This window comes from Amycolatopsis decaplanina DSM 44594 (assembly GCF_000342005.1).
In the GTDB taxonomy this organism is placed as follows: Bacteria; Actinomycetota; Actinomycetes; order Mycobacteriales; family Pseudonocardiaceae; genus Amycolatopsis; species Amycolatopsis decaplanina.
Genome location: NZ_AOHO01000020.1, coordinates 163,819 through 178,041 on the forward strand (window position 1 = coordinate 163,819; position 14,223 = coordinate 178,041).

At 64.6% G+C, this 14,223-nt stretch carries 9 protein-coding genes and 1 tRNA gene; 4 read left to right on the plus strand and 6 right to left on the minus strand.

What is annotated here, in order from left to right:
• Positions 1 to 72 precede the first annotated feature (72 nt).
• Both H074_RS41385 and H074_RS03325 read left to right on the plus strand, forming a co-directional pair.
• Entirely contained in the window at positions 73 to 597 is a 525-nt protein-coding gene (locus H074_RS41385) for an alkaline phosphatase D family protein (protein ID WP_235096648.1), read from the plus strand.
• A tRNA-Thr gene (locus tag H074_RS03325) sits at positions 560 to 632 on the plus strand. The genes H074_RS41385 and H074_RS03325 overlap by 38 nt, the downstream gene beginning before the upstream one ends.
• Before the next feature lie 381 nt (positions 633 to 1,013).
• On the opposite strand, the gene H074_RS03330 is transcribed toward H074_RS03325, so the two are convergent.
• The 5 genes from H074_RS03330 to H074_RS03360 all read right to left on the minus strand — a co-directional run bounded on the left by H074_RS03330 (position 1,014) and on the right by H074_RS03360 (position 9,292).
• The gene (locus H074_RS03330) at positions 1,014 to 2,438 is read right to left on the minus strand and encodes a DNA sulfur modification protein DndB (RefSeq protein ID WP_007028601.1); all 1,425 of its coding nucleotides are present in this window, start codon (positions 2,436 to 2,438) and stop codon (positions 1,014 to 1,016) included.
• A gap of 403 nt (positions 2,439 to 2,841) precedes the next feature.
• Positions 2,842 to 3,024 carry a hypothetical protein gene (locus H074_RS03335; protein WP_007028602.1) on the minus strand — a complete coding sequence of 61 codons (183 nt, stop codon included), beginning with the start codon at positions 3,022 to 3,024 and terminating at the stop codon, positions 2,842 to 2,844.
• A 531-nt stretch (positions 3,025 to 3,555) separates the two neighbouring features.
• Entirely contained in the window at positions 3,556 to 3,765 is a 210-nt protein-coding gene (locus H074_RS41250) for an SRPBCC family protein (protein ID WP_007028603.1), read from the minus strand.
• Between the two features lie 379 nt (positions 3,766 to 4,144).
• Positions 4,145 to 7,075, minus strand: coding sequence for a hypothetical protein (locus tag H074_RS40095; RefSeq protein ID WP_152521337.1), 2,931 nt, complete (start codon positions 7,073 to 7,075; stop codon positions 4,145 to 4,147).
• Between the two features lie 1,065 nt (positions 7,076 to 8,140).
• On the minus strand, positions 8,141 to 9,292 hold the full coding sequence (locus H074_RS03360; RefSeq protein ID WP_007028607.1) for a Dyp-type peroxidase: 1,152 nt from the start codon (positions 9,290 to 9,292) through the stop codon (positions 8,141 to 8,143).
• Positions 9,293 to 9,325: 33 nt separating this feature from the next.
• Here H074_RS03360 and H074_RS03365 point away from each other — a divergent pair, with 33 nt between their 5' ends.
• Positions 9,326 to 10,654, plus strand: coding sequence for a right-handed parallel beta-helix repeat-containing protein (locus H074_RS03365; RefSeq protein WP_007028608.1), 1,329 nt, complete (start codon positions 9,326 to 9,328; stop codon positions 10,652 to 10,654).
• Positions 10,655 to 10,656: 2 nt separating this feature from the next.
• On the opposite strand, the gene H074_RS03370 is transcribed toward H074_RS03365, so the two are convergent.
• On the minus strand, positions 10,657 to 11,424 hold the full coding sequence (locus H074_RS03370) for a hypothetical protein (RefSeq protein ID WP_235096646.1): 768 nt from the start codon (positions 11,422 to 11,424) through the stop codon (positions 10,657 to 10,659).
• 120 nt (positions 11,425 to 11,544) lie between these two features.
• On the opposite strand from H074_RS03370, the gene H074_RS03375 reads away from it, so the two are divergent.
• Positions 11,545 to 14,055, plus strand: a complete 2,511-nt coding sequence (locus tag H074_RS03375; protein WP_083920368.1) for an SdrD B-like domain-containing protein — start codon at positions 11,545 to 11,547, stop codon at positions 14,053 to 14,055.
• The last annotated feature ends 168 nt before the right edge of the window (positions 14,056 to 14,223 follow it).

The following is a 14,223-nucleotide window of genomic DNA, read 5'->3' on the forward strand; positions in this document are numbered from 1 at the left end:
TTCACCCTTTCGGGTGCATCTAGCGGGGCGGAGGCCCCGGTTTTCGCGCACGGGGCGGCGTCGGGCGATCCGATGCCCGAGAACGCCGGATTCGCGCACGTCGTCGCTCGCGGTCACGTCCGGACCGGGCGGACACGCACCGCGCCTTCGCACGACGAAGACGTCGCGAGCCTGCGGTTCGGCGTGGTCTCGTGTGCGAACTGGGCTGTCGGTCACTTCGCCCCCCTGTGGCTATTGGCCGGCCGCGACGATCTGGACGCCTTCATTCACCTGGGTGACTACCTCTGCGAAGGGAATCCCAACCCTGCGGGTGATCTCCGGCCTTCGGTACCGCCCAACGAGTTGATCGACCTGCGTACGTGCCGGACCCGGCAGCCGGCCCGGTGGAGGAGGCCGACGACACGATCCTCGGCGTCCCGCCGCGGACCGGCTCGCGCCCCGGCGACCGCCGTTCGCACGGCGCACCCTTCCGGACGCCGGCAGGGGAGCCTCGGGTGCGCCGTGCGAACGGCTGGACGGGCGCCGATATACTGGCCTTGCCCGGGCTGTCCCGGGCAAGGCCGCTATAGCTCAGCTGGTAGAGCATCTGTCTTGTAAACAGAAGGTCAGGGGTTCGAGCCCCCTTGGCGGCTCAAGATCAAAATGGCTACTGACCTGCCGATATGGCGCGGTATGCGAGTTTTATTCACATCGGATCTAGCCCTATTGGGCTCCGTTTTGTCTCCGTCTTCACCGACGTGCTGATTTCCGGGTCAAGTTCGTTCGGCGCTGTGGGAGCTGCTGGGTGTTCCGAGCTGTAATCTGGTCGATGAGTGAGTAGCCCGTCAGGAACAAGTTCTGCAGGCGCTCCAGGCGGAACCGCTCGTTTGAGTACTGACGATCGGCGTTTTGAGGCCACTTCTAGCCTCACCCGCAGCTCACGAAGGGGCCGGTGTGCAACTTCTTTGCTGTAGCACTTCTCGGGCCCGTCGGCCCGCAGGGAAGTCCCGATGCGGGCCGACGGCCTGTGAAACCTACTTCGAAGTGGACGCCGCGGCGGCCTTCTTCGGTGGACGGCCCGGGCCCCGTTTGCGGGCGATCAGACCGAGCTGAGTGAACGTGGCGTCGGACGCCATCGCCTTGAGTTCGGGGTGCTCGGTGGCGATGTGTCGCAGGACGCGGCTAATCGCGGCTTCGTATCCCGCGCGGGTTGCTCCGGAGGCGCTCGCTCGCCAGCGCAGCCCGCGGTCATCCCAGACTGTCTTGGCGAGCGTGCCCTCGAAGAATACGTGTTCGGCCTTCTCAGCAGCGCCGGCCTCATCGCTGGAGAAGGTTTTCAGGGCGTCACGTCGCCAGGCGAGTGCCGAGAGGGCGTCTACGGCTCTGCGTGGGTCGAGGCTCGCGATCTTGGCTGCTGCGATGGTGTTAGCGATTACGTGCAGGCCGGCCGCTGCAGAGTGCAGGTATTCCTTCCGGAACTCGGCTACGGACAGGGTGCCAGCCGAGATTTCGCGCCAGCCAGGGAGGCGGTCAAACGCATAGTCGAGGATCTCCACGACCTCCGCGCCGACCTGATCTAGCGCTTCGGTGCCGCTGGTGTTCGTGCTCACCCGGTTTTTGATGACCTCTTCCAGGTGCGTCTCGCGGGTGACTGGTGAGCGGTCGCGGACACCGACGCCGGCGATGGCTGCGGAGGCCGATCGGACGCCGGACGCCTTATAGAGGCCGGCGAACTGACCGTCTCGCCTTCGATGGGTGGCCTCGGGTAGATAGCTGACCCGCTTGTCGCACAGCCGAGAATTCTTGATCACGTACTGGCCAAGTCGGTTCTGCAGGCTGGACTTATCCATTACCGCGATGAGCGAAGGGTCGATCGGCTTGGTCGAGGCCATTTTGATGAAGAGGGTGGATAGGATGTCGGGGTCGCCTTCGAGCAGCATCGTCATCTCGGTGGCGGACCGCTCGATGTACTGGCGCACCACCAAGGCGTCTCCGTCGTCGGCGTCCTTCACATCTGCCCACACCTGGTCCATGGCCATCTCACGGTGTTGGCCGTCGACGCTGTAGATGTCCGGGCTGCCGTCGTAGATGGTGAGCTTGACTAGGGAGACTCCTTCCGCGATTTCCTCGATGACCTCGATCTCGACGAACTCTTCGTCCTGCGGCATACCGACTACCAGCGTTCCCAGGTAGGGGCGGCTGGAAGTGCGGATACCGTCGGCAATGGCTTTCACCTGAGGTGCGGAGATGCCTCGCTGACCGGGCCGGGAGCCGTCGCCGAGGTCGTAGTCCTCGCGGCTAAGGATGTTGCCGAAAGTCCACAGCTCAGCCAGGGACCTCATCGGTTCGCACCAGGTGAGCTTCAGCAGTTCACCTGACCGGGACATGAATGCGATGCGCTCGACCTTGATCGTCTTCTTGCCCTTGAGCTTTGCTCGGAGCCGCTTGGTGTCCGTCACACCACTCGAACTGGTCAAAGCGGTAGCCTCGTTTCTGCGGATTAAGTCCGCGATCGGTTCGGCCCGGCGGTCGCTTGTCCAGAGCTACATGCCGCCGGGCCGGGCTGGTGAAGTCGCCCACACTACCGAATCTCAGGAAAAAATTAAACCCCGAGACAAATAGGCCTGGCCTATTTCTTGCCGGGCCGGGTTGGAATCGCTGTTCCAGCGACCTCCGGCGAACTCGACCGCGTCATCGAGCCGAGGTGAGCAGCGAGTTGGTAGTCATCCCAAGCGCGGCGTGTGACGTGCAGTGTGTGCTTCATTCGTTCGGCGAGCGTGCTACTGAGCTCATGCATGGCTGTCATCGTCGGAGCCGAACGCCCCTGCGCGTTGCCTGGCGACTTTTGCCAGCTTCCGCATCTCACTTGTCCAGGCAGCTATGCGGCGCCTGCCTCGTTCTGCGCCCCATCGGGCTGCCTGCGGCGTCGTTGGCCCATTTGATGTAGGCGGTCAGCCAGTCGCGGGTCTGGTTCACATCTGTGCCCTGCCCCTTGCCGCCGCTGTTGAAGCTGATCGTCCAGCAGTAACTCATGGCCTCGATCATCGAGCGCGCTCGTGGTCGGTGTTGGTCGTCGCGACGCTCCGGCATTCGAGGGTTCGCTGCTCTGCGGCCGATCGAGGCCAGCTGATCCCGGCCGTAGCTAAGACGCCGACGATGCGTAACCCAATTAGAGGTAATCCGGCGTTCGGGAGGCGATCTCTTCCCGAGAGACCTGCGCCCTGAACCGTCACCCCGGTATAGCGTGCCGGAGCCTCTCCCCGTTGTGCCCCCCGGCAACAGCGAGGCAGGGCGGCTCTTCGATTTGCCTCTGCCGCGACCTACGGGATGTTTGTTAACAGAATATCTGCGGTCACGCCGCCTCAGGTTGGGCCCAGGCGCCAACGTAGAGCCGGACACGCCATGGTCCGGCCAGCCGGGGCTCGTCATAAGCCCTGTCGCTCGCCGTGTTTGTCACGAATCGGTGACATTGCGTGCTGATAGCGGACGTGGGATGACCGCAGCCACCCATAGCCGATAACTGCCAATTGTCTGGCTGGCTGACGGCATCGGATCCTCTCGGCCGTCGACAGTAGATCAGCCCTTCCCTTCGCGGACGTCCTTTCCGTGCTCGGCGAATGCCTTGAAGTCCAGCATGTGCTGTCGGGACTGCTTGCGGAGGGCACCGCGCATGAACGTCCCCACGAGACGCATCAGCAAGCCGCCGAACCGGTACTCGTTCTCGCTATCCCACAACGTCTTATCCGGACCGGCCTCGAGCAGGCGCCCACGCGCGGCACTCCACATGCCCGTGGCGATGATCTCGCGCTCGAAGTGAACGACGCTGCCCTGAGGGGTCCCTCCAGGCTTGCGGTTCCCGGCGCGTGATGGTCTCGGTGAGCTCTATCCTTCGCTTCCCCGTCTGCATCACGACGCGTGGCTCGGTACCGACCTGCCCGTGCACCCCACTTAGCGGCTCGTGCAAGGTTAGGCCCCGAAGCCACTTCGGCAGGTGCGCGTAGTCGGCAAGCGGCTGGACCACTTTCTCCCGCGGCAGGGCGCTCTCGATCGAGATGGTGTACTTCATGGTGACCAGCGTTCTTTTTGCTAGTTGTGGGACAATATGCGGCGGTGTGCCATGCGGTCTACACAGGTCATTGGTGTGGGTGGGTTGATTGCGGCGTACTTACCCGCCGGGCGCTGCGGCGTCACTGCCTGATGACAGATGGACTTCCAGAATTCGCGCGACGCTCGCCATGTTGAGCGTCTGCGATGAAGCCCTCAGGTGCCCGAGCACGCGGTTGCGAACCTTCTTCTGCTGCTTCGAAGTCAAAAGTTCGAACTCCTCGGAAGCGATGCCTAGGTTCTTCAGTGCTGACTCGATCGAGGCCATGATGATCACATCATTGGTGGTCGCAGCAAGGAGTCCTGCGTTCTGGGCCAAGAGTTCTAGAGACGAATCCGGCTCATGGATAGCTATCCTCAATAACTCTGGAATAACACCCCGATCGATCTCGCTTCGTCGGACAAGCCGAAGGGATTCCTTGATCAGTTCTGGGGTTACAGACAAGTCTGTGACTGCCACCCCAGCCGCGTCAGCGACATTGCGAACGTAGGTGAGGTAAGTGTCCGCAGCCTGGCTTAGGGAGATGTCGTCATCTACCAGATCCAGAACGCGGTTGACCAGACCTAGCCGGGAAACGCCGGCAGCAAGGGAATGGGGGAGTCCAGCGCGTATCAGGGTATCCCGTTCCTCTGCCTGAACATCAGTTAGCGCACGATGGCTCCCGTGCCGCCTACGCGCGAAATCCGGGAACCACATCGACTGGTCACCAAGACGCGACCGGTCCGTGAACTGCTTGTTCGCGTCGCCGAAGAAGGGATGTTCCCGTCCGGCTTCGGCATGGCGGAAGTGGAGTTGACCGTCTTTGACTTGGAGATAAACGATGTGCCGCATCCTCGTACGAGCCAGCGAGACCCGAGGCAGGCGGCGTACTTGTGCGACCTTGTCACCTACGGCGAAGCCGACCAGGCATGTGTCGGCGAGTACCGCGATCGCTGGATACCCTCGGCGCGGCCGAGGGGGCGTCTCCGCTCGCCATGGGAGATCCGGGAGTTGCATCAAGATCGAAGCTGCTGGCAGGTCCTTATGGACGACGAAATGACGTTCCACCTCGGCACGGTGTGCTGCACCGTGCCGACGAGGCGGCTCGAGGCCTGTCGTATCAACTCCCGCTAGCTCCATTTGCGTCGAACGGATTATCCACGGGTTCAGATAGGTCTGCTGCGCATCGGTGCCAATAAAGTACGCCGCTTGACGGTTTCTCCATTCTGGGCGGCTCTGCTCGTAGCTGAAACTGCCGACTTTTGCGTGGATCTCCGCGAGGACATCATTTCCGCCCACGAAGTTCCCCAGTAGCTCACCTTCGTCAGCGACATGAATGGCTGGGTTGGCGAGAATCTGTTCTCGATAATCTAAGTAGGCGATGAACTCGAGTGGTGTGCAGAGAATGTCCGCCATTAGATTCAACTCTTGGATCGAGACAATGAGAGGGATCGATCCTGGAGGTAGGATTTCCGCGCGCCAGAAAAGGTCCAAGGAGGTCAATATTCCACCGAACTGATCGGCGGTTGGAATCAAAACATACGCCCGTCGAATCGCGCGGCAGTCGAGTGTTATTTTTCCGCCTGATTTACCTGTTAGGTCGACGTTTCCGTCGCGTTCCAACTTCTGAAGCAGACGTGAAGCTTGGAAAAAGCCATCTCCGACCGTGTCGCGATAGTCCCCGATTGCGGATGCTTCGTCACCGCGGCGTGAACGCGCGCTCAGGTAGCCGCCTTTTCCTTCGATCACGATCGCGACGTCATGCCACAGAACTATCCCGTCCACTTCAATCAGTTCGCCTGGCCGGTCCCCGGGGTATTTTCCGCTATGCATGATGGTCGAGTCGGAGAATACGGTTCTGAGCAACGCGACTGCGGATTCCTCCAACTCCTCGCCTCTGGCTCGATAATAGTGGAGGCCGGGCGCTCGAGCGAAAATTCTCTCTAAAAGCCGCGACAATTCCGTGCTGAAAATATGAACCAGCGAAATCAGGTACCCTCGACGAGTAGCGATCACCGGTGCGGCCGTCAATGGAGAGTCGAACACGTCTCCTGCGTCAACGTTTTTACCGATATTTGCTGAATCGAGCGTTAGTAGGTCCAGCCATTCGCTGAGTTTGCCCGCGTCAAGGGGTGAGACGCCTGCTAAGAGATCTTCGAAGCCGATAATCAGACGCTGGCAGCATTTCATCAACAAAGAACTTGTTCGTCGCTTCAATCGAACATGTCCCGGCAAGTCCAGCAACGTGTGTTGCCTTACGGTCAAATAGAGCTGACCGTCCACATCGGCGAGCTCGCTTTGGAACCTGTTGATTACGCGGGCCCATTGGTGCATGACATTATGCAGCAATGCTGGAATCGCGTCGATTGAGGGGTGGTGCACCCCGCGCTTGGTAATCCTGTCGGCCAGTCGTCGCGAGTACGCCCAGTCGTATCGAGTATCAAAGGAGCCGCGGACGGACACCCACTCGACGGCGAGTTGAGTGCGTAATGCCCCCTTGTGCATCCCGGCCAAGGTGCCGTCGCTATCGATATATCGTTTTGCAAGGCCTATGTTTTCCGAGAGAATTCGGTGTTGACGCGCCAGTCGCAAACAATTAAAGGCAGCCTCTGCTTGTCGACGCTTGGTTCGGCGATCACCTTCAATCCTCGGAGACAATGATGCGAGAAACTCCATCTCATAGGTGAACGTGTTCGGGGATCCTGTGACCATCCGTAGGGCCTTGTCGTCCTGGCCGAGCAGGATGCCTACGGTGAGGCAATCAAGCAAAGTCGTTGCCTCAAGTTCTTGACGCAGATCGCGAGTCGTGCTGTTGAGCAAGCTGCCGAGTTCCGCGACGAAGTCGGCCATCTCCTGTGCCGGAGGGTTTTCGCCGCGTATTGGCCCATCCGGCGCCTCGAACGCGTAATTACGCAAGCTGCCAGCAGACACCTTCGCCTGCGGAGACTTCATCCTTCCGAGAACAGCCTGAGCATCCTGACTGTACGGCAGATCCTGCGCCTGAATCGCCACCAGATTCTCCTAGCTGGCTCGTGCAATTACGTCGTTGAATAGTCCTAGCATCACGAGGTCTCCATGCCAAACAAGCCGCTCAACGAACGTTCGAACGCTCAAGGAATCCCCTGTTCGTCGACGTTGTCGAGACCATGTCAAGAGAGTCAGTGTAATGGAACTCAAACGTTATGCCTTGCGTAGTCGGCAGACTTCGACCGGTCCGTGCGTGACGCAGTCACTCAAGGTCGTCTGGCTCAAACTCGCCCTACGCAGAGCCTGTCCACGTGACGGGGTGCAGATTCTTCGATCCTGTGCCGAGTTTGAACGCGAACGTGGCCGGGCTGGCTCTTCGTCAAGTGGAGTGTCGAGGCTCCAAGCGCAAGTGAGCGGTCGACTCCGGCGCTCTTCGTCCGCTCTTCTGTCGGTTGGGCGCTGGGCGACGACCATCTGCGTCGTCGAGACCGAGCGAAGTGGTGCGTCGCAGTGTCCTCGTCGACGTGACGAGGGCCCCTTTGGTAAGAAACGTCGTCGGGACGATCGGGAGCTTCGCGGAACAGCCCATGCTCACGAGTGGAGTGGTCGGGGTTTTCGCGTTCATCCGTCCGACCTGGTGCCTGTTCGCTTTGGCAATTTTCCCGGGCAGGGTGTGGCAACCGGTCGCTTGTCGGCCTGTGCATCTCCTCGATTACGCGTACGAAGTTGGCCGGGGTCACGAGTCAACGTTCTGACCGCATAGAGTGCTAGACGGGTGGCTGAGCTGGTTCCGTGGTCGGCGAGTGGCCGGTCGGCCCGAGAGTTCACAGTCGACGAGTGGACATAGGGAAGTAGCCGCTGGGTGGCTGACACCGTCTCCGATTGGGCTCCGTTGTCGGACTAGAGGCCGACATGGCCCGATGCAGCCTGACACTCGGATGAGATGCAAGACCTGCATTGACCTGCGCAAATGGTGAAATTAGACACTTACGGCACCTGCTGACCCTGCGGAGGAGGGGACTTGTAAACAGAAGGTCAGGGGTTCGAGCCCCCTTGGCGGCTCAAGATCGACTTTGGCGCCGACCTGCCGATATGGCTGTTCGAGTCCACTTAGGACGCGAACAGGGGCGAGCCCAGCGGCCGGTGTTCGTCGAAACCGGGGAGGATCAGGAAGGTCCCGCTCGCGGTGGTGGTCGTGAACGGCAGCAGGGCGTCCGCGGTTTCCATATGTGCCAGGGTCGCGGTGAACGTGTGCAGGTCGTTCTGAAAGCTCACGAACACGAGGCCCGGCGTGGGATCGTCCATGCTGTAGCTTCGGCGGAGCATGAGCCCGGCGCCGACGACGTTCGCGTGGGCGCGGCGGATGTGGGCGTTCGCGGGGACCAGGTAGCGGCCGTCCGGGGTTTTCGCGCCCAGGTCCGGGCCGTCGGCGATCGCGCCGCCCGACAGGGGAATCCCGGTGTCGCGGTGGCGGCCGAAGACGGACTCCTGTGCGGCGACCGGTAAGCCGGCGAAACGCGCCAGATCGAGTTCCATGCGCCGGACGACGGCGATCGTGCCGCCCGCCACCGGGGCGGGGCCGGCGAGCCACAGGTCCCGTTGCTGTTCGGCGGGGGTGTGCGGGCCGACGATACCGTCGACGAAACCCAGCAGATTCCGCGGCGCGGTCAGGTCGCCGGCCACCGGCACTTGTGGTCCGCGGCGGCCGGACTGCCGCCAGCGTTCGCGTACGCCGGGCTGGGCGAGGAGCGCGGCCGCGGCGAGGGGCGGGACCAGCGGGTCACTCGCGCACAACTGGAGCAGCAGATCGCCGCCGCGGTCGGCCGGGGCGATCGCCTCGTGGGACGACGGCGGGAGATCGGTCGCGCCCGGCAGGCTCGGGTCGCGTTCCCGGATCAGGCGCGGGCCCACCCCGACCGTCACGGTGAGGTCGCCCGCGGGCAATCCCAGTAGCCGGGCGTCGGTGCCGGCGGTGAGTGCCAGGACGCGACGGCCGAGTTCGGCCAGGAGCGGGCCTGGCGCAACGGAAACGTCGGCGGCGACGAGCAACAGGTGCGGCTGCGGCGTGCGCGGGAGCGTGACACCGGCCTGGTGGGTGCCGGCGGCCGGGACGGGATCGGGCGCCGCAGCCTGGCCGGGGGCGGATGCCGCGTGGCAGCCGGCGGCGAGGCCGGCCGTCACGGCCACCCCGAGAAAGGCGCGCCGGGACGGGCGGCGCTCGGCGGAATTCACGACGAGCAGCGTGACAGATGGCGGCGCCACGGGCGAATTCGACCGCCGTGCCAGACTGAGCGTATGCGTTTTCCCGCCGCCGTGGCGATTCTGGGGTTGTCCGCCGCACTGCTCAGCGGCTGTGGTTCTCCGTCGGCCGAGGGGCACCGCCCGGACGGCACGCACGTGACGATCCGCGTACCGGCCGACGCCCCGACGATCTCGGCCGCCGTTTCCCTGGCCCAGCCCGGAGATCTCGTCCTCGTCGCACCGGGCGAGTACCACGAAACGGTGAAGGTCACGACGCCGCAGGTCACGCTCCGCGGTGAAGTGCGGGAGCAGGTGGTCATCGACGGGCAGTTGCGGCGGGACAACGGGGTCGTCGTTTCCGCGCCCGGCGTCGCGGTCGAGAACTTGACCGTCCGCAACAACACGCAGAACGGCGTGCTCGTGACCGGTTCGGTGAAGGCCGCCGCGGGGTTGCCGGGCAGCAACCGTGGCTACGACACGGGCGACGAGCCGATCCACTTCCTGAGTTCGTTCCTGGTTTCCCATGTCACCGCGACTCGCAACGGCCTTTACGGAATCTACGCTTTTTCCGCGCAGAACGGCATGATCGAGCATTCGTACACGTCGGGTGGCGCCGATTCGGGAATCTACGTCGGCCAGTGCAAGCCGTGCCGGATAGTCGTGCGCGACAACGTCGCCGAACTCAACGCCGTCGGCTACGAGGCCACGAACGCCGGCGGCGATCTGTACGTCGTCGGCAACCGGTTCAGCGGCAACCGGGTCGGGCTCACCACCAACTCCGACCACCAGGAGAAGCTGTTGCCGCAGCAGGATTCCGTGGTCGCCGGCAACCTGGTCGCGGCCAACCGGCAGGCAGCGACCCCGGAGCAGGCCGACGGTGGCTGGGGCATCGGGATCGGCATCGACGGTGGCAGCGACAACCAGGTGCTGCGCAACCGGATCACCGGCAACGTGAACGCCGGGCTCGTGCTCACCGCGACCCAGGACGTGCCGCCGCGGGGCAACCAGATCGTCGGTGACGTCTTCGCGGCGAACGGCATCGATGTCGGCTGGACCTTCCCCGGCGCGACGAAGGGCAGCGGAAACTGCCTGAATTCCGGGGAATTACGCACGATTCCGGACGGACTCGCGGCGAGCACCGCGTGTCCCGTGGCAGCCACGGCAGCCTCACCGGCGGGCACGTGGCCCTGGCCGTCACCCCCGTCCGGCATCCCGTTCACCGAGGTCGCCGCACCGCCGACGCAGCCACAGCTCCCGAACGCGCGCACGGCCGGGCCCACCGTCGTCCCGCCGGTGCCGGTGTTCCCGGACGTCGCGCGGGTCCAGGTACCGGCGGCTTCCCTGCTGGCGGACCGGGCGTCGGTGGCCGTTTCCGACGAATAACGTCAGCCGGTGGGCGGCACCGCGATGAATTCGTGGGAATCGAAATCAATGACGACCGGATCCGTTTCTCCGGCGACCGTCGCCTGTACGCGGTACATGACGCCGTTCGCGTCGAGCCAATAACGCACGGATTCCGCGGTACCCGGCCTGTCCCGGGATTCCGGCCCGGTGAAGACGTCGACCGGATGACCGTTTATCAGATCGGAGCCCACCCAGGCGGCGCCGTTCTGCGGCAGCAGTTGCGCGTTGTCCGGCCGGTCACCGCCGAGCCCGAGCACGATCGCCAGCGCGCGGTCGAGCACGCCGCCCGTCGGGTTCAGCGGACGGCCGAACCAGTCGTCCGCGGGCGGCCGCGCCGGTGCTTGGCCAGGGGTGGCGGGCATCGGGTGCAGCGCGACGCGGGCGGCCGTCCACCTGATCAGCCCATCGCCGGAGTCGTTGCGCGCCTTGCCTTTCACCACTCCGTAACCGGCTTTGGTGCGATAGTCGACCGAAGCGGTGACGACGAGTCCTCCGGCGGGGTCGGGCACGCTGATCGTCACCGCCCGGCCGCGTGCCTCGTAATTGCGGAACCGCGTGATCGCCAGCCGGCTCGCCTCGTCCGCGGTCACCGCGCGCGGGCCCGCGTCGCCGGAACCGGCGGTGAACCACCAGACGAATCCCGCGCCGAGCGCGACCACCACCACTGTCGCGGCCGCGACGATCCAGCGTCGCGTAATGCTTCTCTTGCCTGCTTTGGCCAACACGGTCAGTGAACGTATCAGTGTCATCGATTCACTCTTTGATTCACCCGGGTTCCGCATTTGCCGGAGATCTTTTTTCTGGTTTACTGTGACATCTTTGTGGCATCTAGCGCGAATTCCTACGTGCAGAACGGAGCGCCTGCGGTAATGAGCCGAGGGGGAAGAACAATCGGTGGTGGATCCCGGCTGTCCTATGTGGCCGCGGTGGCACTCCTGCTGGGCGCCAGTGCGACGGGCACGTTGGCGGCCACGGCAGGGGCGGCCGGCGCCGCCGCGGGGGACGGCACGCTGACCGTCCAGGTGCTCCGGGATTTCTTCGGCACCGGAATCATCAACGCCACCATGGACACGCCGCAGCCGGGCATGTCCGTCTTGGTCACCGATACGGCCGGGTACCAGGTGCGCGGGCGGACGGACGCGTCGGGCAAGGTCGTCGTACCGCCGTCGACCGCGCTCACCGGCGGCCGGTACCGCGTCGACGTGTCGATTCCGGAGCCGTACCAGGCGTATTTGCGGGCCGCGCCGGCATCGACCGCGAAAGGCCACTTCGACAGCTTCACGACCTTCGTGGATCTGCGTGAGGGCAAGGACGCCTCGGTGGTCACCGGCGTCTGGAATCCGGCGGACTACACGCTGCCGAAGGCGCCTTACTACGTGCCGGTGCAAAGCCCCGCGGTCAACACCGACGGCAGCGCCCCCGACCCGAACAGCCGCGCGCTGGTCTCGTTCGATCGCGGTTTTCGCGGCACCTGCCCCACGGACTCGCCTTGCCCGACGGTGCTGAACACGCAGGCGCAGGTCGGCACCACCTGGGGTTTGGCCTACGACAAGTACCGCGGCCGCATCTTCCAATCGGCGTTCGCGAAGCGGTACACCACCTACGGTCCCGAAGGCGGCGGCGCGATCTACACGACGCCGCTCGACGGTTCCGGCGCGCCGAAACTGTTCGCGAAGATCCCGGGCGCGGCGATCACCGGGCACGGCCCGGTCGACATGCGCAAGGACCAGTTCTTCGTCGACGTGCCCGGAAAGGAGAGCATCGGCGGGATCGCGCTCACCGAGGACGGCAAGACACTGCACGCGGTGAACCTGCGGACCCGGTCGCTCGTCAGCTTCGACGCCACCGGCGACACGGCGAGGCCGGGAAAGACCGTGCGGATCCCGGATCCGGGTTGTGCCTCGCCGGACGACTGGCGGCCGTTCGGGCTCACCGCGCACGACGCGAAGCTGTACGTCGGCGGCGTCTGCTCGGCGGAAAGCACGAAGCGGCGCCAGGATCTGAAGGCTGTGGTCTATACCTATGACGGCGCGGAGTTCACGCCGGTGCTCACCCACGGGCTCGACTACCTCCGTGGCTACGTGATCGCCGGTCATCAGGACGACAACACCGCCCACTGGAACCCGTGGGACACCGACCTCGCCTCGTGGGACAAGTTCATCAGGAACGGCCCCGCGATGAACCCGCAGCCCGCCCTCGCGAGCATGGAGTTCACCCGTGACGGCTCGATGATCCTCGGCTTCCGCGACCGCTTCATGGACGTCGTCGGCGCCGGCCTCGACCCCCGGCCGGGGGTCGACAAGGTCAACAACGGCATGTCGGGCGGCGACATCACGATGGCGTGCGCGGCCCCGGGCGGCGGGTACGACTGGGAGGGCACCGGCGTCTGCCCGAACCACAGCACTCCCGCGACCAACGGCCACGAGCCGGACGGCGTCGTCGAATACTTCCAGGGCGATTTCTTCGACCCCAACCGTTCCGGCAACGGTCTGCACCAGGAGACCGCCCAGGGCTCGGTCGCCTACATCCCGCAGCAGCAGTGGGTGATCAGCACCGAACTCGACCCGGCACAGAACGTCAGCTCGAACGGTGTCGGCTACTACGACGTCGAGAGTGGCATCGGCCCCGGCCATGACAACCCGAAGCACGGGTACCAGTTCGTCGGTCCTGTCAACAGCTTCGGCAAGGCGGGCGGGCTCGGGGACATCGCCTATCAGGCGGCGAACGCGCCGATCCAGATCGGCAACCTGGTGTGGTTCGACGGCGACCGCAACGGCATCCAGGATCCGAACCGCACGGACGAGGTCCCGCTCGCGCAGGCGAAGGTGAATCTGCTCGACGCCGGCGGGAAGCAGGTCGCCACCACCCGGACCGACAAGGCGGGCGAGTACTACTTCGGCGGCGTCGGTGCCGATTACCAGCTGACGCGGGGCGCGAAGTACACCGTGCAATTCGACGTCTGCACCGCGGACACCGACAACGTGCCCGGGCAGCCGCCCGCGACCGATCTGCGGTTCACGCTGCCGCTGGCCGGGCCCGACCGGGCGCACGACTCCAACGTCGTGCCGCCGACGACCGGACGGCTGTGCAACGGCTACGCGCCTGTCACCGCGCCGGCCGAACCGGGCGGGGTGGACCACACCATCGACGCGGGCGTCCACCTCCCACCGCCACCGCAACCGGCTCCGCCCACGACGCCTGCGCCGCCGGCGAGCCAGAACCCAGCCCCGACCCAGCCGCCTGCTCAGGCGAGCCCGGCCCCGCTGGCATCGACCGGTGTCCCGCTGCTGCCGGCGCTGCTGATCCTCGGCGCGGCACTCGTCGCCGGGGGCGCGGGATTCCTGTTCGTGAGCCGGAGGCGCCGCTTCGTCCGGCGGTGATCATGAGAAGACCCGGTCCGCCCACGGCGTCGTGGGTGGGCCGGGTCTTCTCATGCGCGCGTCATTGAGGGGTAAGGCAAAGGTGGTGTCGGGGCGTGTCGCGAAAGCCACAGTGATGATGATGTGTGTGGACGGAGACCTTGCAGGGTCTGGCCCGGAAAGCCACTG